Below are 24,699 nucleotides of genomic sequence, written 5' to 3' on the forward strand. Positions count from 1 at the left end.
CGGTGCCGTCAGTTCTCCAGAGGAAAGAACTGCCCGCAGGAGCGCACGCCAGCGCGACCATCCGGGCCGGTATCCGCGGCCGCAGCCAACCGGTAGAAGGTCTTGCGGTCGATCAGCGCCTCCAGCCCGGCACGGACATGGACATAGGGCCGGGGGGCGCTGCTGTCACCGCGCAGGATGATCGGATGATCGGCATCCGCCACGACGCTGTCGCCGACATTGGTGGTAAAGACGATGCGATCGGCGGTGATATCGGCATCCGTGGCGATGAAGGGCGCGTCCTGCACGCGAATTCCGACCTTTTCGACCGGTGTGACCAGGAAGTAGTCATCACCTTCGCGTTTCAGAATGGTCGAAAACAGCCGCACCATGGCGGGGCGGCCAATGGGCGTTCCCTCGTGAAACCAGGTGCCATCGGCGCGGATCTCCATATCCAGATCGCCACAAAACGGCGGGTTCCACAAATGCACCGGCGGCAAGCCGCCCTTTGCAGCGGCCTTGCTGGCGGCTGCGGCAATTCCTTCTGCGCTCACGCTTTTGTCACTCTGATCCGGCATTCGATATGGTCGCCTCTTGCTGAGTTGCCTATGCTCCGGTCTAGAGCAGCAGAAGGGCATTGTCATGAGTGCGGATGAAATTCTCGTCGGGCAGGTGCAGGCATTGGCCGAGCGACTGAACGCCGTGCGCACCAGCGTCGAACAGAAATTCGTGGGCCAGCATGATGTGGTCGAGCAGGTTCTGGCGGCGGTTCTGGCGGGCGGGCATGTCCTGCTTGTGGGACAGCCCGGACTGGGCAAGACGATGCTGGTGGATACGCTGGCCAGGGCGCTGGGGCTGGACAGCCAGCGGATCCAGTTCACCCCCGATCTGATGCCCGCGGATATTCTGGGCTCGGAAGTGCTGGACGCGATGCCCGACGGTACCCGCAGCTTCCGCTTTATCGAAGGTCCGGTCTTTACCCAGTTGCTGATGGCGGATGAGATCAACCGCGCCTCGCCACGCACGCAATCGGCGCTGTTGCAGGCCATGCAGGAACACGAGGTCACCGTCAGTGGCCAGCATCGCCCCCTGGGTCGCCCTTTTCATGTTCTGGCGACGCAGAACCCGATCGAGCAAGAGGGCACCTATCCCTTGCCCGAGGCCCAGTTGGACCGGTTCCTGTTGCAGCTGGATGTCGACTATCCCAGCCGCGCGACAGAACGCGATATTCTGCTGGCCACCACCGGCATTGAAGAAGGGACCGCAGATCAAAGCTTTGATAGCGAATCGCTGATCGCCGCGCAGCGGTTGATACGGCAGATGCCGGTCGGTGAAACCGTGCTGGAGGCGATTCTTGATCTGGTCCGGACCTGCCGTCCGGGTTCCGAAGATGCGGCCTCATTCGTGACCGATTCGCTGATCTGGGGGCCGGGGCCGCGTGCGGCGCAGGCGCTGATGCTGGTGACGCGCGCGCGCGCCGTGCTGCAGGGGCGATTTGCTCCGACGATCGAGGATGTGCAGGCCATGGCCGCGCCGGTTCTGCGCCATCGGATGGCCCTGACCTTCGCGGCGCGTGCAAGGGGCGAAACCGTGAACGAGGTGATCTCGCAGGTCATCGAGTCTTGCCTGAACGGGCAACGTGCTGCGTGAGGCTGATGTGACCGCGACCACCGCCCATCTTCGCGCCGGTGCCGAAGCGGCCAGCGCCGATCTGCCCGGGCTGATCCTTTCGGCCGAGCGCCTGGCCGCCATGGTTGCGCCGGGCGCGCATGGATTGCGCCGCGCGGGCATGGGCGAGGATTTCTGGCAATACCGGCCAGCGGGAATCGGGGATAGTGCCCGCGCCATCGACTGGCGCAGATCGGCCCGTTCCGATGCCCAATTCGTGCGCGACCGCGAGGCGCAATCGGCCCAGACGGCGCGGCTGTGGGTCTCTTCGGGACAGGGGATGTCCTACAGCGGTTCCGAATTGCGGCCGACGAAACTTGCAAGGGCACGGGTGCTTGCGCTGGCGCTGGCCATGGTGCTGTTGCGCGGCGGTGAAAAGGTTGGCCTGCTGGGGCATCCGGCACGTCTGGGTCGGGCGCAATCCGGACCACTGGCCGAGCAATTGCTGCGCAGGCCCATGGCCACAGGTGACGGCGATGCCCCCAAAGCGGATGAGTTGCGTCCCAATCAACGGCTGGTCATCCTCTCGGACTTCCTGACCGATATCGACTGGGTCGCCCCGTTTCTTGCCCGTGCCGCTGCTCTGGGCGTTTCGGGTGTCCTGTTGCAGGTTCTGGATCCTGACGAAGAGACATTCCCCTTTGATGGCGCGGTCACTTTCAGATCGCCAAGTGGTGGTTTGCGCCATGACAGCCATGATGCCGCCGGTTTGCGCGAGGCCTATCTGATGCGCCTTGCCGAGCGCCGCGACAGGCTGCGCCGCGCCGCCGAAACCGCCGGTTGGTATTTCACCTGTCACTCTACCGATCAGGCCCCCGCCCATGCCCTGGGATGGCTGTATCAGACTTTGGGGCGTTGATGCTGGTTCTTGGTCCCATCGGATTTGCGGCGCCCTGGGTTCTGACGGCGCTGATCGCGCTGCCTGCACTGTGGCTGATCCTTCGCGCCATGCCGCCTGCGCCGCGCCGGGTCCTGTTCCCCGGGGTCGCGCTGCTGCTTGGGCTGGCCGATCGCTCTCCGGTTGCGCGAAGAACGCCCTGGTGGTTGTTGCTTCTGCGCCTGCTGGCGGTTGCAGCGGTGATCCTTGGCTGTGCCGGTCCGGTCTGGCGTCCTGTGGCCCAGGCAGAGCTGGATGGCCCGTTGCTGGTGGTCATGGACGCCGGTTGGGCCGCAGCGCCAGATTGGTCGAAACGATTGGCCCGCGCCGAAAGAGCCCTGAAGGAGGCCGACACGCAGGGCCGACCCGCGGCCTTGCTGCTGGCGGATGGGCGGGCAGAACCGGCGCCGCTGAGCTTTACCACCGGCGAGAGGTTGCTGGCGCGATTGCGGGCGGCGCAGCCGGTTTCCTGGCCCTCGACCTTGCCCGAGGATCCTCAGGATGCATTGAGCAATCAGCCTGATGGCAGGCTGACCAGCCTGTGGATCTCGGATGGGCTGGATCACCCCGGTCGCGATCTCTGGCGGGCCGAACTGGCAGCGCGTGGCCTGTTGCGGGTCCATGTGCCCTCGCGACGGCTGCTCAGCCTTGAATTGAACGATTCAGACGAACCCGCGCTGTTGCTGCATGGCGCCACCCAGGGCAATCGCCCGGCAATTCTGGCCATCGGTCCCGATCCACAGGGGATCGAACGTGAATTGTCCCGTCTGGCCACCGATGGCGCGACCGTGGGGGCACGCGAAGATGCCTTGGTGGTGCCCGTGACCATGCCGCCAGAGTTGCGCAACCGCGTCCGGCGGTTCCAGATCGAAGGTCAATCCCATGCCGGAGCGGTCCTGCTGGCCGATGATCGGGTGCGCAGGCGCAAGGTCGGCCTGGTCGGAGATGCCGACAATCAGGCCGAGGGCCAGCAATTGCTGTCGCCGCTGTATTACCTGCGTCGCGCGCTGGCCCCTTCGGCCGATCTGACCGAAGGCGGGCTGGGCGATGTGCTGGATTCTGCCCCTGATGTGGTGATTGTCGCCGATCAGGTCGATATGGCCGATGCCGATGAACTGGCCGATTGGGTGAGGGCGGGCGGCATGCTGATCCGCTTTGCCGGTCCGCGCATGGCCGCCTATCAGGATCTGACCTCCGAGCCATTGCTGCCAGTCATGCTGCGTCAGGGCGGGCGCGATATCGGTGGCGCGCTGAGCTGGGGCGATCCGCGCGGGCTGCTGCCATTTGCTGCGGACGGGATTTTTTCCGGGTTGAACGCGCCCCCTGATGTCGCGGTGCGCGCGCAGCTGATGGCCCAGCCCTCGCCTGAACTGTCCGAGCGCACGATTGCCGCGCTGTCTGACAACACGCCCCTGGTGACACGGCAGCGATTTGGACAGGGCCAGGTGGTGCTGTTCCATGTCACGGCCAATCCGGACTGGTCCAATCTGCCGTTGTCTGGCGTTTTCGTCGAAATGCTGGAGCGGCTGGTCGCCACGGCAAAGGTCAGCGCCAGAGGACCGGACAGCAGCGATCGCGCACAGCCTTTCTGGACGCCCGAGATCGTGCTGGACGGCTTTGGCCGCAGCGGCGCGCCGGATGGCCTGTCCCCGCTTCCCGCAGAGGAACTGGACGACGGACCGGGCCCCGGACGGCCCGCGGGGATCTATGCCGCCGGTGAACGCCGCATCGCCCTGAATGCCGGTGGTCCGGTCACGACCGCGACCTGGGACAATGCCGTCATCGAGCAAGAGACGCAGAATGCCGGCCTCGCCCTGCGTGGTTATCTGCTGGCTTTGGCGGCCATGCTGCTGGCGCTGGATGCTCTGGGATCGGCGGCCATCCTGCGCGGCGGCAGAGTGCTGGGCGCGATCCTGTTGTGCCTGTTGTGCCTGCCGTCCCCGCAGGCACAGGCGCAGGACAGCAGCTTTCTTGACCCCGAGTTGATCCGTGCCGCCGACGAAGTTGCGCTGGCCTATGTGCTGACCGGAGATGCAGAGGTTGATCGGACCTCCCGGGAAGGTTTGCAGGGCCTGTCCTTCGCCCTGCGCCAACGCACTTCGGTCGAACCGGGCGAACCCATCGGCGTTGATCTGGATACGGACGATCTGTCGATGCTGACGTTCCTTTATTGGCCGGTCACGGACAGCCAGCCGGCCCCCTCGCCCTTGGCCTATCTGCGGCTGAACCATTTTCTCCGCTCGGGCGGGATGGTGCTGTTTGACACCAATGACGGCGATGTTGCCGGACTGGGCGGCCCGGACATGTCACAGGACCTGCGGCGTCTGGCCGCGCCGCTGGAGGTGCCGCCGCTGGCCCCGATCCCCGAAGATCATGTGCTGACACGGACCTTCTATCTGCTGGACGATTTCCCCGGTCGCTGGAGCGGCAATCCCGTCTGGGTCGAAGCACCGCCAGCCGCCGGGCAAGGTGATGTGACTTCTGGCTTCAGGCAACTTAATGATGGCGTCTCGCCGGTCGTGATCGGCGCCAATGGCTGGGCGCAGGCCTGGGCGATTGACGAAGGTGGCTATCCCCGCTTTCCCATCCGTGGTGGCTGGGAGGGTGAAAGACAGCGCGAGATGGCCTTTCGCTTCGGCATCAATCTGATCATGTATGTGCTGACCGGAAATTACAAATCTGATCAGGTGCATGTCCCGGAATTGCTGAACCGCCTGCGCATCGAAGAGGGAGGGCGACCATGACGCAACTGCGTTTCGATCCTTCCTTGCCGTGGTTGGTTCCTGCCGCTCTGGCGGTGCTGGCATTGCTGGTCATGGTCTTTTCCATCTGGCGCGGATTGCGGGGCTGGCTGTGGCGTGGCTGTGCCGGTCTGGCCGCCGCAGCGGCACTGGCCGGTCCTGCGATGGAACTGGGGCAGCGTTCAGGTCTGTCCGATATCGTGATCCTGCTTGAGGACCGGACCGCCAGTCAGGACCTGGGCGAACGGCCCGGTCAGATCGATGCCGCATCCAAGGATATCGCCCGACAGATCGCGGCCATGCCCGATACCGAGTTGCGCCGGATCAGCCTGACCGATGATGTCGATGGCACATTGCTGGCCACGCGGCTTGCCCGCGCCGTGGCTGCCGAACCGGCCAGCCGTCTGGCCGGGGTCATCACGATAACTGACGGATTGCTGCATGATTCCGCCATGCTGCCCGAAACGATCGATGCGCCACTTCATGTCCTGCTGACCGGTCAGCCCGATGACTGGGACCGCCGACTGGTCATCGAGGAAGCTCCGGCCTTCGCGCTGATCGATCAGGAGGCCCGCATTCGCCTGCGCATTTCCGATGACGGAGAGGTTCCAGCTTCGGCACGCGCGGGATCGGTCAACCTGCGCATCAGCATCGATGGCGAGGATGAGCAGCTGTTTGCGGTTCCCCTTGATGTCTCGCTGGATCTGCCGGTCACCATTGACCATGCCGGTCAGAATGTCGTGCAGATTTCCATTGATGCGCCGGATGCAGGGGACAGGACGGAACTGACCGACCGCAACAACAGCGCGGCGGTCAGCATCACCGGAGTCCGCGACCGGCTGCGGGTTCTTCTGGTTTCCGGAGAGCCCCATGCAGGCGAACGCACCTGGCGCAATCTGCTGAAATCGGATGCCGCAGTCGATCTGATCCATTTCACGATCCTGCGTCCGCCCGACAAATCCGATGGTGTGCCGGTGGATGAGCTGTCGCTGATCGCCTTTCCGACGCGTGAGCTGTTCCTTGAACGGATCGATGACTTCGATCTGATCATCTTTGATCGCTATCGTGTGCGCGGAATCCTGCCCCCGGACTACTTCCGCAACATTGTCCGCTATGTCGAGGATGGCGGGGCAATCCTGGTCGCCGCCGGCCCCGAGATGGCTGGCGTGGAAAGCCTGAATCTTTCGCCCATGGGGACCATTCTTCCCGCGCGCCCGACGGGTCGCGTGATCGAACAGCCCTTTCTGCCGCAACTGACGGATGACGGGCGACGCCATCCGGTGACTGCGGGGCTGACTGGCGCACCCGAAGGCAATGAAGAGCACTGGGGCCGCTGGTTGCGCATGGCCGAGGTGATCCCCGAAGCAGGCGCGGCCACCGTCATGACCGGAGCCGAGGACAAGCCGCTGTTGGTGATGAATCGGGTCGGCAAGGGACGGGTCGCGATGCTGACCTCGGATCAGGTCTGGCTGTGGGGGCGTGGCTTTGAGGGTGGCGGCCCTCAGCTTGAGCTGCTGCGGCGCATTGCCCATTGGTCGATGAAAGAGCCCGAACTGGAAGAAGAGGCCCTGCTTGCTGATGTTTCGGGCGGGCTGAATGTCCGCTTTACACGCCGCACAATGCTGGAAAGCGCCGGTCCGCTGGAAATCACCCGCCCGGACGGAGAAACCGAGACGATCTCCTTGCGGGAAACCGAGAAGGGCAGATTTACAGCCAGTTGGACAGCGCCTTCGGCAGGGCTGTACCGGTTGCGCGACCATGATCTGGAACGGGTGCTGGCGCTTGGCCCCGCCGCGCCACGCGAGTTCGAACGCACGGTGGCGGATGAGGCCGGGATGGCGCCGTTGGTGAAAAGCAGCGGCGGCAAGGTGGTGCGATTGTCTGACGGGATTCCCGACCTGCGTGCCGTGAAGGTCGGCGCACGGGCCCATGGACGCGGCGTGAGGCGGGACTGGATCGGGATCACACCCCGGGATGCCGCAACCGTCACCGGCCTGCGCCGGAAACCGCTGATGCCCGACTGGGCATGGCTTTGCCTGATCGCGGGGCTGGCGTTGGCCGGATGGTTGGTCGAGGGACGCAACAGGGACCGATCCTTGCCCCCGAATGGGGCGTGACGCCGAGGGGCGACTGCTGTTAAGCTTGCCAAGTCGCCGCGGCGTTGTTAACCGAACTCAATTCGATCGAAGGAACGCTTATGGCCGACGAAACGCGCAAACCCGCCCCCTATACCGAGGCTGATCTGTCGTTGATCAAACGCCTCATCCCACATCGCTATCCTTTCCTGCTGATCGACAAGGTGCGCGATATCGTCCCCAACGAGGGGGCCGTGGGCATCAAGAACGTGACCTGCAACGAGCCTCACTTCCAGGGGCATTTCCCGGCCCGTCCGATCATGCCGGGGGTGACCATTGTCGAGGCCATGGCCCAGACATCCGCCGTCGTCGTCGGGATCAGCATGGATCTGATCGACAAGCAGATGCTGACCTATTTCATGGGTATCGACAACTGCAAGTTCCGCCGCATGGTCGTTCCGGGCGATGTTCTGGAACTGCATTGCAAGGTCATGCGCGGCGGCGGGAAAATCTGGAAATTCCATGGCGAGGCCAAGGTGGACGGTCAGCTTGCCGCCTCGGCCGATTTCACGGCCATGATGGATCTGTCGCCCAATGTCTGAGACCGAAATTCACCCCTCGGCCGTGATCGCGCCAGGGGCGGAGCTTGGTGCCGGGGTCAAGATCGGTCCCTTTTGCGTGGTCGGGCCGCAGGTCCGGCTGAATGACGGGGCGGTTCTGAAATCGCATGTGGTCGTCAGCGGTGACACGACGATCGGGGCGGAAACCGAGATTTTCCCCTTTGCCTCGATCGGGGAGGTGCCGCAGGATCTGAAATTTCGCGGCGAGGATGTCCGTCTGGAAATCGGCGCGCGCAACCGTATCCGTGAATATGTGACGATGAACCCCGGCACCGAAGGTGGCGGCGGGGTGACTGTCATTGGCGATGACGGGTTGTTCATGGCCGGGGCGCATGTCGCCCATGACTGCAAGCTTGGGAACCGGGTCATTCTGGTCAACAACGCTTCGGTGGCCGGTCATTGCGTGCTGGAAGATGACGTGATCGTGGGCGGGCTGTCCGGGGTGCATCAATGGGTGCGGATCGGACGCGGGGCCATGATTGGCGCGGTGACCATGGTGACTGCGGATGTCATCCCCTATGGGCTTGTTCAGGGGCCGCGCGGCCATCTGGACGGGTTGAACCTTGTGGGCCTGAAACGTCGCGGGGCGTCCAGGGCGGATATCATCGCGCTGCGCAACCTGCTGGCCGATCTGGGGCAGGGGTCATTTCGGGAAACCGCGCGCAGCCGATCCGAAAATGAGGTAACCGCAATGGAGCGCGACATTCTCGAGTTCATTCTGGGGCCGTCTGATCGCTCTTTCCTGGCACCGAGGCCGGCATGAGCAGAACCGCCGTGATTGCAGGGCAGGGTGCCCTTGCCGAAACCGTCGTCGCCGCGCTGGATGCACCTCTGGTCTATGCGCTGGAAGGCTTCGAACCCGGAATTCCGGCCCAGCCCTTCCGGCTGGAGCGGCTGGTGCCCTTTCTCGATTCTCTGGTCGAGGCCCGGGTCGAGAATGTCGTCTTTGCCGGTGCCATCCGCCGTCCCCGACTGGATCCCGAGGCCTTTGATGCCAGAACGGCGCAACTGGTTCCCCGTATCCTGACCGCCATGCAATCGGGCGATGACGCCGCGCTGCGTGAGGTTCTGGATATCTTCGAGGAACATGATCTTTCCGTGCGCGGTGTGGACGAACTCTTGCCCGATCTGGTCCCCGCAGCCGGTATTCTGACCGGCGCGCCAAGCGAAGCGGACCGGCGCGATGCCGAACAGGCTGCCCGCATCCTGCGGGGCACAGGAGAATTCGACATCGGTCAGGGGGTCGTCGTTGCGCAGGGGCTGTGCCTTGCCATCGAAACCTTGCCCGGCACCGCCGCCATGCTGGAATTTGCGGGCCGCCATCGTGATCTGAAACCCGATCCCGCCGGATCCAAAGGCGTCTTCTACAAGGCCCCCAAGCCGACGCAGGACCGTCGTATCGACCTGCCAACCATCGGACCCGAGACTGTCTCTCAGGCAGTGGCGGCAGGATTGGCAGGGATCGCATGGCAGGCGGGCGGCGTTATTGTCCTTGAGCGTGACAAGACGGTTGCACGTGCCAGCAATGCCGGGTTGTTCCTGTGGGCCCGCGACTGATCGGCTGACTGTCGGGAAAGCTCCGGGCAGTCTTTGTTTCTGGGAACGCCTGAACAGGGCATACGGACTGGAGGCCAGAGATGAAGTTCTTCGTGATCGCGGGCGAGCCTTCCGGTGACCAATTGGGCGCGGCGCTGATGGCGGGGCTGCGCGAATTGTGCCCCGAGGTCGAATTCATCGGCATAGGCGGGCCACAGATGCAGGCACAGGGATTGTCATCGCTGTTCCCGATGGAAGAACTGAGCCTGATGGGCCTGTGGGAAGTCCTGCCGAAATACCGACAGCTGAAGCGACGCATCGCGCAAACCGCCGCCGCCGTGGCAGAGACACAGCCCGCCGCATTGATCACCATCGACAGTCCCGATTTCTGCCTGCGTGTCGCCGCGGCCGCGCGCGAAGCGGATGCGAAGCTGCGCACCGTCCATTATGTTGCGCCCTCGGTCTGGGCATGGCGGCCCGGGCGCGCGGTGAAGATGGCCAAGGTCATCGATCATGTTCTGGCAATCCTTCCCTTCGAGCCACCGTTGATGCAGGCCGCCGGCATGACTTGCGACTTTGTCGGACATCCGGTTGCCACGGCGAGGGTTGCTGGTGCGGATGAAGCCGCGCTGTTTCGCGACCGGCATGGGATCGCCGCCGATGCCCCGCTTGTTCTCTGCCTGCCGGGATCGCGCAAGTCCGAGGTTGGCCGTCTGGCGTCCCGCTTTGACGAAGCGCTGATCCGGTTGCGCGACCGGGTGCCGGAATTGCGGGTCGTTCTGCCCACCGTTCCCGGCGTTGTCCATATGGTGCGCGACATGGCGCGACGCTGGCCCACGGCGCCCATCGTGGTCGAGGAGCGAGATGAAAAGCAGGCCGCTTTCGCCGCGGCGGATCTGGCCCTTGCGGCCTCGGGGACGGTCAGCCTGGAACTGGCGGCCAATCATGTGCCGATGGTGATCGGCTATGACATGGCCCCGATCAGCCGGATGATCATCGGCATGCTGTTGCGCACCGATACGGTCACCTTGGTCAATCTGGTCAGCGAGACCCGGGCGGTGCCGGAATTCCTGGGCCGCGAGTGCCAGCCCGGGCCGATCGCCGAGGCGCTTCAGGCAGTGCTTGAAGAAAAGATCACCCGCAAGGCCCAGCTGGATGCCATGGAACTGACCATGGATCGCCTTGGAAAAGGGGGTGAGGCGCCGGGACTGCGGGCTGCACGTTCGGTTCTGGCAGCGATCTGAGGGCACTTGGCACCATCGTCTCGGCATGTCAGGCCATTCGCGTCATCGCGGGAAAAGGTCTGGCCGGCCACGACAGCCAGGGTGGATGCCGGCGTCCTGCAATATCCCTGAAGGAAATGATTGGAGCGGGTAGCGGGAATCGAACCCGCGCCAAGAGCTTGGGAAGCTCGTGTGATACCATTTCACCATACCCGCGCACCATTTGAATACTGTCTGGAAACGTCTCCTGCAAGAGGGAAACAGGCAGATTTTTGCCCGCGGCAACCGCCTTCGACGACAGATTGACCCCGGCGTCCAAAACCCGAACAACATGGGGGAAAATCAAAGCAAGGGAATCTGTCTGATGGTCCGTTCATATCACCGCCGTGCCTTTTGCGCCGCGACAGCAATCGGCCTGGCCTGCCTGAGCCTGCCTGCCATGGCGCAGGAATGGCCCACCGCGCCGCTACACCTGTTTGTCGGCTTTCCGGCCGGTTCCTCGCCCGATACGATTGCACGTCTTGTCGCCGAGCCGCTGTCCGAGGCTTTGGGGCAACCGGTCGTTGTCGAGAACAAGCCGGGCGCCGGTGGCGTGATCGGTGTTCAGCAGATGCTTGCGCAGCAGGACGGCGGACTCAGCTTCGGCATCACCATCAATGGACCGCTGACGACGGCCCCGCGCCTGATTGCGGATCTTGGCTATGATCCGGCCAGCGACATTGCCCCGGTCGGCCTGATCGCCACCAGCCCGCTGGTTCTTGTGGTCGGCAGCGATTTCCCCGCCGATGACGCCGCCGCCTTTATCGAGGATGCCAGGGCACATCCGGGAGAAATCAGCTATGGTTCGGTGGGACAGGGGTCGGGCGCGCATCTGACCGCCGAGCTGTTTGCTTCGGAGGCCGGGATCGAGCTGTTCCATATTCCCTTCCAAAGCTATGCCGAGGTGACGACCTCGATCCTGGGCGGCGAGATCGACACCGGTTTCATGGCCCCTTCGGCGGCCGTGGCCCATGTCGAAGCCGGCAAGATGAAGATGCTGGGGATCACCTCGTCAGAACCCTTTGCTCAGGTGCCCGATGTGCCGGTTCTGGCCGGGCAGGCGGGTCTGCCTGATGATTTCCGCGCCGAACTCTGGAACGCCTTCATTGCCCCTGCCGGTACGGATGAAGCGGTCGTCCAGAGGTTGAATGCCGAACTGGGCAGGATACTGGCCGATCCCGAGGTGCAGGAAAAGCTGCTGGCCATCGGCTGGCAGACAGCGCCCGGAACTCCGCAGGATCTGTCCCGGCGGATTGCCGAGGATACCGCCATGTGGGGCGAGGTGATCGACAAGACCCAGACAGAGGACTAAACCGCCGGAAAACATGAAAAGAGCGGTTTCATGCAACGTGACTATCAAGACCTTCTATGGGGGGCGATCCTTGCGCTGTTCGGGCTGGCGGTGGCTGCATATGCCGCCGCCCACTACGAGATCGGTAGCCTGCGCCGCATGGGACCGGGTTTCTTTCCCGTGGTTCTGGGCGTGATACTGACCGCCCTGGGAGGCGTGATCACCGTTTCCGCATGGAGCCGCGCCGGCGTGCCCCAGCCCTTCGCATGGCGCGAAGGGATGGGCGTCATTCTGTCACTGGTGGTCTTTGCCGTGCTGATGCCACGCCTGGGCATTGTTGCGACCACGGCGCTTACAACCCTGATCTCCAGTTCCGTGGCACCGCGAGCAGGTGTCAGTTGGCGCCTTGTCCTTTGCGCGGCAGTCACCTTGCTGACATGGGCGGTCTTTGTTCTGGCACTGGACATGACGATCCCCGTCTGGCCATGGAGTCGCTGACATGAACACTCTTGAAGGTCTGGCGCATGGATTGTCGGTGGCACTGCAGCCCTCGGTGCTTGTCTACAGTCTGTTCGGTGCCCTGCTGGGCACATTCGTCGGGGTTCTGCCCGGCATTGGCGCCATGGCCGCGATCACGCTGCTGCTGCCGATCACCTATTACATTTCTTCCGAGGCCGCTCTGGTGATGCTGGCCGGGGTCTATTACGGCGCGCAATATGGCGGCGCAGTGGCCTCGATCCTGCTGCGCTTGCCGGGAACGCCGCAATCGGCGGTGACCACGCTGGATGGCTATCCCATGGCTCAGCAGGGACGCGCCGGGGTGGCCCTGTTCACCTCGATGATCTCGTCCTTTTCTGGCTCGATGCTCGGAATTGTCATTCTTGTGCTGCTGGCGGGATGGCTGGCCGAGGTGGCCACCATGTTCGGCGCAGCGGAATATGCGGCGATGATGATCATGGGGCTGGTTGCTGCGGCAACCGTGGGGGCGGGCAGCCCCGCGAAAAGCCTGGCCATGGTCGTGGCTGGACTGATCCTGGGCTGCGTGGGCACCGATGTGAATTCGGGCGCGCAACGTTTCACCTTTGGCCAGACGCAATTGCTGGACGGTATCAACCTGGTTGCCCTGGCAATGGGGCTGTTCGGCGTCGCCGAGGTGATCGCCAATATCCGCAAGGCCGACCGGCACGGCCCGCCCGACCGGATTTCCCTGCGCCAACTGGTCCCGCAGCGGCATGAACTGCGCAAGATGATCGCGCCGATCACGCGCGGCACGACCCTGGGCGGTTTTTTTGGCGCATTGCCCGGCACCGGCTCGACGATTTCCTCATTCCTCAGCTATGCGCTGGAGCGGCGGATTTCCCGCCATCCCGAGCGCTTCGGCAAGGGCGAGATCGCGGGCATCGCCGGACCCGAAGCGGCCAATAACTCGGCCGCGATCACCGCCTTTGTCCCGACCCTGACCCTGGGGATACCGGGAGACCCGATCATGGCCCTGATGTTGGGCGCGCTGGTCATCCATGGCATCCAACCCGGCCCGATGATGCTGGAGGCCCGCCCGGATATGTTCTGGGGGTTGGTGGCCAGTTTCGGGATCGGGAATCTGTTCCTGCTGATCCTCAACCTGCCGCTTATCGGCATCTGGGTCTCGATGCTGCGCATTCCCTTCAGATGGCTATATCCGGCGATCATCGTCTTCATCTGTCTGGGCGTCTATTCCGTGCGCGGGGCGACCTTTGATATTGCCATGGTCGCGGGTATTGGCGCGATCGGCTATCTTCTGGCGCTGGCATCCTTCAGCCCGGCGATGCTGCTGCTGGGTTTCGTGCTGGGACCGCTGATAGAAACCAATCTGCGCCGGGCGCTGCTGATTTCGCGCGGCGATCCCATGGTCTTCATCGAACGTCCGATTGCCTGCCTGTTCGTCATGGCAACCGTGGCGCTTGTCGGCTTTACCACCATCAAGGCCGTTTCCAGGAACAGGGCGGCGCGACGTCAAATCGCTGCAGCCGCGGCACCGCAACAGGAGGATGACAGAACATGACGAACGCCCCGGATCAATTTGACATTTCCATCGGGAATCCGCTGTCATCCGAGCTTGATCTGTTGTTTGAACGCCATGTCGTGGCAATGCATGCGGACACCCCACCGGAATCCATCCACATGATGCCGCGCGAAACGCTGGTTTCACCCGAAATCACATTCTTCGTCATGCGGCGCGGGCCCAAGCCGGTCGCCATGGGCGCGTTGAAGAGGCTGGATCCTTCGCATGGCGAGCTGAAATCCATGCACGTCCTGTCGGAACTGCGCGGGCAGGGGCTGTCGCGGCGCCTGCTCGACCATATGGTCGCCCATGCCCGTGCGCAGGGGCTGCGCCGCCTGTCGTTGGAAACCGGCGCGCAACCCAGCTTTCAGGCCGCGCGCGGCCTGTATCAGCGGGCGGGGTTTGCCGAATGCCCGCCTTTTGCAAACTATCGTCTGGACCCCAACAGCGTCTATATGACCCTGATGCTCTAGGCGAATTGCGTGAATCAGTGGCGGTGCAGAAGGTTTCGGTCAAAAAGCACGTTGACATGATGGGGAAATTTGACGGATACCACGCCACGAATGCGGGCCGTTAGCTCAGCTGGATTAGAGCAGGGAACTTCTAATTCTCAGGTCGGGGGTTCGAGTCCTCCACGGCTCGCCATTCTCAATCTCCCGCACCAATTCCATGGCGCTTGATTTGCGCGGTTCGGATGCCTGGACCGGCCTTGATATGCATTTCGTGACAGCCCGACGCCATGTTCGCAAGAAGCCGCCAACATATCCCCTTGCCATGCCCCTCTTGTGGGCCCGAATATGGCCGGGCAAAGCCTCCTGCATTCCGTGGCATCTCGATCATCTGTGGACCGGGCAGTCACGCAGCACCCCGGAAAGAATCCGGATCGGATGGCCACCCGCCCGCAAAGGCTGCCATCGCGCCTCGATGGCATTGCAATATGCTTGTGCGCGGCGGCTATCTGGGCGAAATCTGGCGGCGAATTCGTGATCGGCCTGCGCAAGCGGCGCCAATCTTCGCAGTGGTGGCAACAGGACGGCAAGACAGGGCATTTCAATGGCGCAAGGCGAGAGCACCCCAGATACCAAGACCACGGAGCTGACGGTTCCCCGGGATGTCTCGGGGTTGGACCGGGATGAGGCGGCCCGCCTGATTGCCGAACTTTCGGCGCGGGTCGCGCGTGCCAATGACGAATATCACCGGCAGGATGCGCCGACGATCAGCGATGCCGCATATGACCGGATGAAACTCGATCTGGCGCGGCTGGAAAGCCGATTCCCCGATCTGGCATTGCAGGACAGTCCGACCCAAAAGGTCGGTGCAGCACCCGCCGAAGGCTTTTCAAAGGTCACGCATGCCCAACGGATGATGTCTCTGGGAAACGCATTCAGCGAGGAGGATGTCAACGATTTCGTCGCCCGCGTTCGCAGCTTTCTGAACCTGCCCGAAGATGCGCCGCTGGAGTTCACCGCCGAACCCAAGATCGACGGCTTGTCGCTTTCGCTACGCTATGAAGATGGTGAACTGGTGCAGGCGGCAACGCGAGGCGATGGGTCGGTGGGCGAGAATGTCACTGCCAACGCCCGTGTCATCGCGGATATTCCCAAGACCCTTGCCGGAAAGCCCGCTGGCATCGTCGAGATCCGTGGTGAAGTCTATATGTCGCACGAGGATTTCGCGCGGCTCAACGCGACAGAGGGTGGCAAGACCTTTGCCAATCCGCGCAATGCAGCTGCCGGCTCGCTGCGCCAGATTGATCCCTCGGTGACGGCAAGACGGCCGCTGATGTTCTTTGCCTATAGCTGGGGAGAACTGTCCGAACCCTTGGGCCAGACCCAGATGCAAGCGGTCGAACGGCTGAAGGAACTTGGCTTTCGCATCAACCCGCTGACCCGCATTTGCCGCAACGCCAGCGAATTGGTGGCCGCATGGGCCGAGATTGAACAACAACGTGCGACCTTGGGCTATGACATTGATGGCGTCGTCTACAAGGTCAATGATCTGGACTATCAGTCGCGTTTGGGGTTCCGTTCAACCACGCCGCGTTGGGCGCTGGCCCATAAGTTTCCCGCCGAAACTGCCTGGACGCGGTTGGAGCGGATCGAAATTCAGGTCGGCCGGACGGGGGCGTTGTCGCCCGTCGCCCGGCTGGATCCGGTGACCGTGGGCGGGGTTGTCGTCTCGAATGCGACGCTGCACAACGAGGATTACATCGCCGGGCGCGACAGCAATGGCGCCGAGATCCGCGAAGGTCGCGACATTCGCGAAGGTGATTGGGTCAAGCTGTATCGTGCCGGAGATGTCATTCCCAAGATCGCCGATGTGGATCTGTCGCGCCGACCCGCCGACAGCAGACCCTACCAGTTCCCCGAGATATGCCCAGAATGCGGCTCGGACGCCATTCGCGAACCCGGAGATTCGGTGCGCCGCTGCACCGGCGGGTTGATCTGTCCCGCTCAGGCGATTGAAAAGCTGAAACATTTTGTCGGTCGCGCCGCCTTTGACATAGATGGACTGGGCGCGCGCCAGATCGAGATGTTCTTCGCCGACCAGACTCTGCCCATCCGCGAGCCTGCGGATATCTTTACGCTGGCGCAGCGTGATGCAGAGAATCTTGCCAAGCTGAAGAACCGCGATGGATTTGGCGAGAAATCGGTCGAAAAGCTGTTCGCCGCCATCGAGAAAAGCCGTGACATCGCATTGAAAAGGCTGATTTTTGCCCTTGGCATACGCCATGTGGGTGAGGTGGCTGCGGCAACCCTGGCCCGCCATTTCGGCACATGGGAGGCCCTGCTGGCGGCGATTGATGGCGCGGCGCATGAGCCCGCCTTTACGGCACCTGATGACAAGGCCCGGCGCGCAGCATTGCCTGACAGCCCGAACTGGGCCGAACTGACCGGCATCGATGGCATTGGAGCGACCCTGGTGAGGTCGCTGGTCACGACCTTTCAGCAAGAGGCCGAACGTGCCAGCATTGACCGGTTGCTGGCGCAGCTGCATGTTCTGCCCGATGACAGTTCAGCGCAGCAGCAAACCGAAATCAGCGGACTGACCCTGGTCTTTACCGGCACGCTGGAAAAGATGACCCGCGCCGAGGCCAAGGCCCGAGCCGAGGAAATGGGGGCCAAGGTCGCGGGCTCGGTCAGTGCCAAGACCAATCTTCTGGTGGCTGGCGCGGGGGCCGGATCCAAGGCGAAAAAGGCTGCCGATCTTGGGGTCAAGGTCATTGATGAGGACGAATGGCTGAAAATCTCGGCAAGATAGGCCCGCCGCGCGGCCGCCCCCCGGAACTGTTTCCGCTGTTCGCAACGGCGGACACATTGCCCGGTATCGGCCCCAAGGCGCAGGCTGCATTGGGGCAAATGGGGCTGGAGCGACCCCGTGACCTGATTTTCAATCTGCCCGCCAGCGGCACGCTGCGCAGGCGGATCGACCGTGTCGGCGATGCCGTCCCGCCCGAGATCGTGACCATTTCTGTAACTGTCGAGAGGCATTATCCGCCCAGCACTCGCGGTCGACCCTGGCGCGTTCATTGCGTGGATAGGCATGGTGGCGACCTGACGCTGGTGTTCTTTCATCCCCGGCGCGACTGGATCGAGTCACAACTCCCCTTGGGAGAACAGCGCATCATCAGCGGCAAGGTCGAACTTTTTGACGGTCAGGCCCAGATCGCCCATCCCGATCACATCCTTCGGCCCGGTGCCGAACTGCCGGCGGATTTCGAGCCGGTCTATCACCTCTCGGCTGGCCTGACCCAAAAAACAATGACCAAAGCAACTGCGGCCGCGCTGGAGCGGGTTCCCGAGGTTGACGAATGGATAGACCCGCAGGTGGTTGCTGCACGAGGCTGGCCCGGGTTTGCTCAGGCTTTGCAGCAGGCGCATCAGCCGCGGTCGCAGGCCGATCTGTCGCCCGAGCATCCAGCGCGGGCGCGTCTGGCCTATGATGAATTTCTGGCCCATCAGATGACCTTGGCGCTGGTGCGCCGCGAAAGGCGCCGCATACGCGGACGTCCCAGCAAGGGCGATGGCAGGCTACGCGATCTGGTTCTGAAGAATCTTCCATGGCCGCCCACGGGTGCCCAGTCGCGCGCAGTTACCGAGATTGCCGCGGATATGGCCAGTGAATTCCGCATGAACAGGCTGTTGCAGGGCGATGTCGGGGCCGGCAAGACCCTCGTCGCCTTTCTGGCCACGCTGAACGCGGTGGAATCGGGCGGGCAGGCGGTGCTGATGGCCCCCACCGAGATTCTTGCCCGCCAGCACGGCCGCGCGCTGGAGCCTCTTGCGCGGGTGGCAGGAATCAGGCTTGCCACGCTGACAGGACGCGACAAGGGCGAGTTGCGCGCCCAACTGCTGGAGGATCTGGCCCAGGCGCGCATTGATATTCTGGTCGGCACCCATGCGGTGTTCCAGAAAGACGTCACCTTCCATGACCTGAGGCTGGCCATCATCGACGAACAGCACCGTTTCGGGGTAGCGCAACGGCTGGAGCTTTCCGCCAAGGGGGACGCGCCACCGGATATGCTGGTCATGACGGCTACGCCGATTCCTCGCTCGCTGGCCTTGACGCAATATGGCGATCTGGACCTGACGATCCTTGATGAAAAGCCGCCCGGACGTCAGCCGATTACCACGGTGATGATCAGCGATCAGCGACTGGAAGAGGTCATCGTTCGATTGCGGGCTGCCATCGATGGTGGTGCAAGGGCTTATTGGGTCTGTCCGCTGGTCGATGAAAGCGAGGTCAGCGATCTGACAGCGGCCGAGGCCCGATTTGAATATCTGCGGGCGAAATTCGGTGAACAGGTGCGTCTTGTCCACGGGCAGATGCATGCCGATCAGCGCGACAAGTCCATGGCTGATTTCGCCGATGGCACGGCCTCTATTCTTGTGGCAACCACCGTGATCGAGGTCGGAGTGGATGTGCCCGAGGCCACGATCATGGTGATCGAGCGGGCCGAGAGCTTTGGACTGGCCCAGTTGCACCAGCTGCGCGGTCGGGTCGGGCGCGGGCAGGGCGCATCGACCTGTCTGCTGATGTATCACCCGCCGCTGAGTGAAACCGGCGCGAAACGTCTGACCACGCTGCGCGATACCGAAGACGGTTTCCGGATTGCCGAGGTCGATCTGGCCATGCGCGGTGCCGGCGATGTCATTGGCACGGCACAATCGGGTCTGCCAAGGTTTCAGATTGGCGATCTGGAACATCAGGCGGGGCTGATGGCACTGGCCCGCAACGATGCCCGCACCCTGCTGGAAATCGACCCCGATCTGCAGTCGAAAAGGGGCCGCGCCATCAGGTTCCTGATGTGGTTGATGCAGCAGGATCAGGCCATCCGGCTGATCTCGGTGGGGTGAATTGTTAAGATGTTCCTAAAAAGTTCTTTACAGAGGGAACATCATATGAGAACAAAGAGGCAACAGAGAGGAGTTGCCCATGACCCGCGAATTCATCTGTGATGCCCTTGGATTGGCCGCGCTGACCGTCACGACGATTGTCGTTCTTTGGTTGCCCGCAATCCTTCACGCCTGACCTGCTTAGATTGCCCCGCGTTGCAACATGACGCCTCCGCCTGTGCGTCACTCTGGTCTCTGCACGCGCAACTTGACCGGTCCTTCATTGGGCCGGTCTTTTTTTGTCACGCAGCCGCCAAGGCGCTGTCCATGGCCTCGATCGTGGCATCCCATGCCAGCAGGATAGAAGCATGCCGGTTGGGATAGTCCCGCGCCGGCAGCAGTGCTTCCAGATCGGCAAAGGGCGGATTTGGCACCGGACCGTCCTGTTTCAACATGGCGCGCAATTCATCCCGCGCTACCACCAATTCATCCCGTGTCCGTCCCATGACCGCGCCACCCAGCACTGCCGCCGAGGCCTGACCAAGTGCACAGGCGCGGACCTGTTGGGCAAAATCGACGATGGCACCATCTCTCAGCACGACATCCACCGAAACCGATGATCCGCAATGTGGCGAACGTTTCGAGGCCGTGGCCTCGGGCGCATCCAGACGGCCCTGGTGCGGAATAGCCGTGGTCAGCGCCAGAATCCGGCGGGAATAAAGCTGCATGAGATCACTGTCTGCCATGGGTCCTTTTCCCTGCGCTGCGTTCATTCTAGATAGGTTCGCATATAGGAAAAGGGAACCCGATGTTCGACCCGACCAGCCTGAAGTACGATGCCAATGGCCTGATTCCGGCAATTGCGCAGGATTTTGAAACCGGCGAGGTCCTGATGATGGCCTGGATGAATGCCGAATCGGTCGCCCGCAGCCTGAAGACCGGAAAAGTCACCTATTGGTCGCGCTCGAGACAGTCCTTCTGGGTCAAGGGCGAGAGCTCGGGCCATGTGCAGAAGTTGGTAGAGATGCGTGTCGACTGCGATCAGGATTGCCTGCTGGTGCTGGTGGAACAGACGGGCCCGGCCTGCCACACGAATCGCCGCAGCTGCTTTTACACCGCGATCCGCGATGGCGAGCCAGTCGTGATCATGGATCCCATGGTCTGAGCCCGACCATTCGCCAGATGTCGGCGGGCTGGGCTCCGGCCTTGCGTATCGTGCGAATGGCCCGCGCATTGTCGCGCTTGGCCAGCCGGGCTCCCTCGGCATCCCGGATCAGACGATGATGATGGTAGAGCGGTGTTGGATATCCCAGCAGCTGTTGCAGCAGCACATGGATCCAGGTCGATTCGAACAGATCCTCACCGCGGGTCACAAGAGTGATTCCCTGCGCCGCATCATCCACCACAACCGACAGGTGATAGGATGTGCCCATGCCGCGTCGTGACAGGATGATATCCCCGATCTGATCCAGAAACTTGTCGCGAGTCATGAGGAAGGCCTCGGCGGGGCGCATGACCTCGTCGCGAAACTCCAGCCGTGACTGCCCAAGCGCATCAAAGGCGCGGGCCACATCCAGCCGGATCACATCATCTGGCGCCGCATCGGACAGCGGGCGATGGCGGCAGGTTCCGGGATAGATCAGGCCGTCGGGGCCGGCGGGCAGGGCGCCTTCTTGCGGAGCCGAGAGTGCGGCGCGAATGTCACCCCGCTTGCAACGGCATGGATAGGAAAATTCCGCCAATCGTGCCAGCGCGTCACGATATGCATCCATGCGGTCCGATTGGCGCATGACCGGTTGTTGCCACTGCAGTCCCAGCCAGTCGAGATCCTGATAGATCGCCGCTTCGAATTCCGGCTTGCAGCGCGCGCGGTCTATATCCTCGATCCGCAGCAGGAATTCGCCAGCATCGGCCTGCGCGGCGGCCACGCCTGCCGCGAAGGCATGGCCCAGATGCAACAGCCCGGTTGGCGAGGGGGCAAAGCGGGTACGTCTTATTGCGCCGCCAGCCATGCGGAAAAATCATCCTTGGCGCGCTGCGTATAGGCCGGATAGCGATCCTTTCGGCCGCGCCTGCCGCTTTTCACATCCGGCAGCGGCGGGAACAGGCCGAAATTGACGTTCATCGGCTGGAATGTCTTGGCCTCGGCACCGCCGGTGATGTGATTGACCAAGGCCCCCATCGCCGTGGTGATGGCGGGCGGTGGCAGATCATGTCCCTTGGCCTGTGCCGCAGCCATGCGTCCCGCCAACAGGCCCATTGCAGCGCTTTCGACATAGCCTTCCACGCCCGTCACCTGACCGGCAAAGCGCAGATTGGGCCGCCGGCGCAGCCGCATCCGGTCATCCAGCAAGGTCGGGGAATTCAGGAAGGAATTTCGGTGAATGCCGCCCAGACGTGCAAAGCTGGCGTCCTGCAGGCCGGGGATCATGCGAAAGACCTCGGTCTGCGCACCATATTTCATCTTGGTCTGAAAGCCGACGATATTATACAGTGTTCCCAGCGCATTATCCCGCCGAAGCTGAACCACTGCATAGGCTTTCTGTTCGGGCATATGGGCGTTGGTCAGGCCGACGGGTTTCATCGGGCCATGGCGCAGGGTTTCGCGACCACGCTCGGCCATGACCTCGATGGGCAGGCAGCCGTCGAAATATCCGGCGGTTTCGCCCTCGTGAAACTCGGTCTTCTCGGCGGCCAGCAGCGCGTCGATGAAGGCTTCGTATTGGTCCTTGGTCATCGGGCAATTGATATAGGCCCGGCGCTCCTCTTCCGTGTCGCCCTTGTCATAGCGACTTTGTTCCCATGCAATGCTCATGTCGATCGTATCGGCATGAACGATCGGCGCGATCGCGTCGAAAAAGGCCAGCGCATCGGTGCCCGTCACGGACCGAATGGATTGAGCCAGCTTGTCCGAGGTCAGCGGACCAGTGGCAATGATCCAGTTTCCGCTCTCGGGCAGTTCCGAGATTTCCCCGCCCTGGATCTCGATCAGCGGTTCGGCGCGAAGGGCGGCGGTGACGGCCTGCGAGAAAGCCTCGCGATCCACGGCCAATGCCCCACCGGCAGGCAGCCGGTGTCGGTCCGCCATCGCCATGATCAGCCCATCGGCATTGCGCATTTCCCAATGCAACTGCCCGACGGCGTTCATCACGTCGTCATCGGAGCGAAAACTGTTGGAACAGACCATTTCGGCGCAGTCGCCGGTCTTATGGGCGAATGTGCCCGTGCCTGGGCGCATTTCGTGCAGAACGACGGGAACTCCGGCGCGCGCGATCTGCCATGCGGCCTCGGACCCGGCCAAACCGGCGCCAATGATATGAACAGGTTCCATCCGGTCCTCATGTCTGAAGTGTTCAGCTTGGGTCTGCGCTAGCAAAGCGCCGCCCAAAAGAAAAGGGCGGCGCCGATGGCACCGCCCCACGAGTCACTTGCGCGGCAGAATTATTCTTCTGCAGCTGCTTCGGCTTCTTCGCCTTCACCGCCCTCATCATCGCTGGAGCGCAGGGCCGAAGGCGCTGCGATGTTCGCGATCACGAAGTTGCGGTCGATGGTCGGCTTGGCGCCTGCGGGCAGCTTCACGTCATTGATGTGAATGCTCTCGCCGACTTCATGGCCAGCCAGATCGACGGTGAGGTGATCGGGGATATCGCCCGCGGTCACGATCATCTCGACCTCGTTGCGTACGGTCACAAGGGTGCCGCCCTTTTTCAGGCCGGGGCATTCTTCTTCGTTGATGAATTCAACCGGAATGAACAGCTTGACCTTCGAGGTGCGACGCAGACGCATGAAGTCGATATGGATCGGAAGATCCTTGACGACATCTTTCTGAACGCCGCGGCAGATGACGCGAACGTCGTCGTGACCTTCGACTTTCAGGTTCCACAGGGTCGACATGAAGCGACCGGCGCGCAGTTTCGCCAGCAGCTTGTTGAAGTCGAACTCAAGCGCGATGGGGTCCTTGTGGTCACCATACACAATGCCGGGCACCTTGCCGTTGCGACGAGATTGGCGGGCGGCCCCCTTGCCTGTCCCCGCGCGTGCCTCAGCCACCAGATCCGGGATCTCTTTGGCCATTTTTCTAATCCTTAAACAGTTATGAACGCCATCATCCTCCAAGGGTGCATGATGGCAGAGCCGCGCCCATACCCCAGATCCTTCCTGAAGGGAAGCGTCAAATACTGCGCATGGGCAAACTGAAAAGTTTGACAGATGGCATCGGCAAGAATATGCCTATCACAAGGTTTTGCAGTTGTGGAGCTTGTTCAGGCCATAAGCGTTTGCCGTCCCATTTTTACGAGTAACTGATGTATCAACGTATTTATTCGATCGACTACATGCGGATCATGCTTGCCGCATTTGTCGTGATTGGCCACGCCGGCATGGGACGTGAGACATTCGGCGTTTATGGCTTGATCACGTTGAATACGATATTGCGTCTGGCCGTGCCGCTTTTTGCGATGACCGCCGGTTTTTTCCTTCTGCGCACGCGACAACGAAACAAGTACTGGCTTTGGACCAGGCGGATGGCCGTGCTCTATGTCGTCTGGTACCTGATCTATTTCCTGTTCATGGGACTGTGGCATCAGGGTGTCGGACAAAGCCTGCGTGAACTGCTGTTGGGCTTTCGGCATCTGTGGTTTCTGGAAGGTCTGGTCGTCGCCGCCGTCATGATGCACTTCATGGTGGCTCTTGGTCCCAGGGTCATGCTTTGGTCTGCCATCCTGCTGGCCGGGGTAGGGGTGGCCCTGGAATATGCCGCGGTCGGGCATCTGATCGGGATTCCGCTGGAAATCTTTCGCAGCGGCCCGTTCTTCATCTATCCATTCATGGTGATGGGATATCTGTTCGCGTCAAAGCTGACCCAGCCCGACAGCGTGCCATGGTCGATTCCCGCTCGTCCGGCCCTGATTGCCGTCATGATGGCCGGTTTCCTTCTGGCACTGGCCGAGAATGCCTTTTTTCTGACGACGATCAACGAATATGCCCTGTTGGAATATCAGATCGGGATGTTCATCATGGCGCCGGCCATCTTTGCACTGGTCCTGAATGTCAGGGCACCGGAAACGGACCTGCCTCTGGGCGTGATGGCCTCGGCAATCTATGTCATGCACTATCTGTTCCTGCATTTCGCCGCCCAAATGCATGTGCCCCATCCGCTTCCCGCCGCATTGGTAGCCTTTCTCGTCCCGGCGGCATTGGTCTTGCTGATGGTGCGGCTGGGGCGTGGTCAGCGCTGGATGGCGCAACTGTTCTGACGGAACACCCCGCGCCAC

Annotated in this window: 21 protein-coding genes and 2 tRNA genes; 17 read left to right on the forward strand and 6 right to left on the reverse strand. The window is 62.4% G+C overall.

The features are described from left to right. Positions 1–8 precede the first annotated feature (8 nt). Positions 9–557, reverse strand: a complete 549-nt coding sequence (locus JHW44_RS07500) for a DUF1285 domain-containing protein (protein ID WP_089343552.1) — start codon at positions 555–557, stop codon at positions 9–11. A gap of 64 nt (positions 558–621) precedes the next feature. On the opposite strand from JHW44_RS07500, the gene JHW44_RS07505 reads away from it, so the two are divergent. The 8 genes from JHW44_RS07505 (at position 622) to lpxB (ending at position 10,740) form a co-directional block, all read left to right on the forward strand. Further along, positions 622–1,629 carry an AAA family ATPase gene (locus JHW44_RS07505; protein ID WP_089343551.1) on the forward strand — a complete coding sequence of 336 codons (1,008 nt, stop codon included), beginning with the start codon at positions 622–624 and terminating at the stop codon, positions 1,627–1,629. Continuing rightward, complete coding sequence (locus JHW44_RS07510; protein WP_419182494.1) at positions 1,619–2,506, forward strand: DUF58 domain-containing protein; 888 nt, start codon at positions 1,619–1,621, stop codon at positions 2,504–2,506. The genes JHW44_RS07505 and JHW44_RS07510 overlap by 11 nt, the downstream gene beginning before the upstream one ends. After that, the gene (locus tag JHW44_RS07515; protein ID WP_089343550.1) at positions 2,506–5,268 is read left to right on the forward strand and encodes a DUF4159 domain-containing protein; all 2,763 of its coding nucleotides are present in this window, start codon (positions 2,506–2,508) and stop codon (positions 5,266–5,268) included. Before JHW44_RS07510 ends, JHW44_RS07515 begins: the two co-directional genes overlap by 1 nt. Beyond that, the gene (locus tag JHW44_RS07520; RefSeq protein WP_089343549.1) at positions 5,265–7,382 is read left to right on the forward strand and encodes a hypothetical protein; all 2,118 of its coding nucleotides are present in this window, start codon (positions 5,265–5,267) and stop codon (positions 7,380–7,382) included. The genes JHW44_RS07515 and JHW44_RS07520 overlap by 4 nt, the downstream gene beginning before the upstream one ends. Positions 7,383–7,462: 80 nt before the next feature. Next, complete coding sequence (gene fabZ / locus JHW44_RS07525; protein ID WP_089343548.1) at positions 7,463–7,942, forward strand: 3-hydroxyacyl-ACP dehydratase FabZ; 480 nt, start codon at positions 7,463–7,465, stop codon at positions 7,940–7,942. After that, complete coding sequence (gene lpxA, locus JHW44_RS07530; RefSeq protein ID WP_089343547.1) at positions 7,935–8,723, forward strand: acyl-ACP--UDP-N-acetylglucosamine O-acyltransferase; 789 nt, start codon at positions 7,935–7,937, stop codon at positions 8,721–8,723. The genes fabZ and lpxA overlap by 8 nt, the downstream gene beginning before the upstream one ends. Further along, positions 8,720–9,517, forward strand: a complete 798-nt coding sequence (locus JHW44_RS07535; RefSeq protein ID WP_089343546.1) for an LpxI family protein — start codon at positions 8,720–8,722, stop codon at positions 9,515–9,517. Before lpxA ends, JHW44_RS07535 begins: the two co-directional genes overlap by 4 nt. 80 nt (positions 9,518–9,597) lie before the next feature. Next, positions 9,598–10,740, forward strand: coding sequence for a lipid-A-disaccharide synthase (lpxB, locus tag JHW44_RS07540; protein WP_089343545.1), 1,143 nt, complete (start codon positions 9,598–9,600; stop codon positions 10,738–10,740). Between the two features lie 121 nt (positions 10,741–10,861). Here the strand turns inward: lpxB and JHW44_RS07545 are convergent. Further along, positions 10,862–10,935, reverse strand: a tRNA-Gly gene (locus JHW44_RS07545). Positions 10,936–11,083: 148 nt separating this feature from the next. Here JHW44_RS07545 and JHW44_RS07550 point away from each other — a divergent pair. From JHW44_RS07550 to recG, 7 genes are all read left to right on the forward strand, one after another. After that, entirely contained in the window at positions 11,084–12,070 is a 987-nt protein-coding gene (locus tag JHW44_RS07550) for a Bug family tripartite tricarboxylate transporter substrate binding protein (RefSeq protein WP_179217656.1), read from the forward strand. 30 nt (positions 12,071–12,100) lie between these two features. Beyond that, positions 12,101–12,547, forward strand: coding sequence for a tripartite tricarboxylate transporter TctB family protein (locus JHW44_RS07555; protein ID WP_089343543.1), 447 nt, complete (start codon positions 12,101–12,103; stop codon positions 12,545–12,547). A gap of 1 nt (position 12,548) precedes the next feature. Then, positions 12,549–14,090, forward strand: coding sequence for a tripartite tricarboxylate transporter permease (locus JHW44_RS07560; RefSeq protein WP_089343542.1), 1,542 nt, complete (start codon positions 12,549–12,551; stop codon positions 14,088–14,090). Continuing rightward, positions 14,087–14,563 (forward strand): GNAT family N-acetyltransferase, encoded by a 477-nt coding sequence (locus JHW44_RS07565; protein ID WP_089343541.1) that lies wholly within the window; start codon positions 14,087–14,089, stop codon positions 14,561–14,563. The genes JHW44_RS07560 and JHW44_RS07565 overlap by 4 nt, the downstream gene beginning before the upstream one ends. Before the next feature lie 94 nt (positions 14,564–14,657). Beyond that, positions 14,658–14,735 (forward strand) — tRNA-Arg (locus JHW44_RS07570). Between the two features lie 408 nt (positions 14,736–15,143). Next, complete coding sequence (gene ligA / locus JHW44_RS07575) at positions 15,144–17,351, forward strand: NAD-dependent DNA ligase LigA (protein WP_089343540.1); 2,208 nt, start codon at positions 15,144–15,146, stop codon at positions 17,349–17,351. Continuing rightward, entirely contained in the window at positions 17,327–19,447 is a 2,121-nt protein-coding gene (gene recG / locus JHW44_RS07580; protein ID WP_089343539.1) for an ATP-dependent DNA helicase RecG, read from the forward strand. The genes ligA and recG overlap by 25 nt, the downstream gene beginning before the upstream one ends. A gap of 281 nt (positions 19,448–19,728) precedes the next feature. Here recG and JHW44_RS07585 read toward each other — a convergent pair whose 3' ends face one another. Beyond that, on the reverse strand, positions 19,729–20,172 hold the full coding sequence (locus JHW44_RS07585; protein ID WP_089343538.1) for an iron-sulfur cluster assembly scaffold protein: 444 nt from the start codon (positions 20,170–20,172) through the stop codon (positions 19,729–19,731). A gap of 62 nt (positions 20,173–20,234) precedes the next feature. On the opposite strand from JHW44_RS07585, the gene hisI reads away from it, so the two are divergent. Further along, positions 20,235–20,591, forward strand: coding sequence for a phosphoribosyl-AMP cyclohydrolase (gene hisI, locus JHW44_RS07590; RefSeq protein WP_089343537.1), 357 nt, complete (start codon positions 20,235–20,237; stop codon positions 20,589–20,591). Here the strand turns inward: hisI and gluQRS are convergent. The 3 genes from gluQRS to JHW44_RS07605 all read right to left on the reverse strand — a co-directional run bounded on the left by gluQRS (position 20,572) and on the right by JHW44_RS07605 (position 23,500). Next, a complete protein-coding gene (gene gluQRS, locus JHW44_RS07595; protein ID WP_089343536.1) occupies positions 20,572–21,438 on the reverse strand; it encodes a tRNA glutamyl-Q(34) synthetase GluQRS in 867 nt (288 codons plus the stop codon). The two genes, hisI and gluQRS, sit on opposite strands and share 20 nt — an antisense overlap. Then, complete coding sequence (gene trmFO / locus JHW44_RS07600) at positions 21,420–22,757, reverse strand: methylenetetrahydrofolate--tRNA-(uracil(54)-C(5))-methyltransferase (FADH(2)-oxidizing) TrmFO (protein WP_089343535.1); 1,338 nt, start codon at positions 22,755–22,757, stop codon at positions 21,420–21,422. Before trmFO ends, gluQRS begins: the two co-directional genes overlap by 19 nt. A 110-nt stretch (positions 22,758–22,867) precedes the next feature. After that, positions 22,868–23,500, reverse strand: coding sequence for a 50S ribosomal protein L25/general stress protein Ctc (locus JHW44_RS07605; protein ID WP_089343534.1), 633 nt, complete (start codon positions 23,498–23,500; stop codon positions 22,868–22,870). 230 nt (positions 23,501–23,730) lie between these two features. Between JHW44_RS07605 and JHW44_RS07610 the strand changes: the two genes are divergently transcribed. Further along, complete coding sequence (locus JHW44_RS07610) at positions 23,731–24,681, forward strand: acyltransferase family protein (protein ID WP_089343533.1); 951 nt, start codon at positions 23,731–23,733, stop codon at positions 24,679–24,681. Positions 24,682–24,699: the final 18 nt, after the last annotated feature.

This window comes from Paracoccus seriniphilus (genome assembly GCF_028553745.1).
In the GTDB taxonomy this organism is placed as follows: Bacteria; Pseudomonadota; Alphaproteobacteria; order Rhodobacterales; family Rhodobacteraceae; genus Paracoccus; species Paracoccus seriniphilus.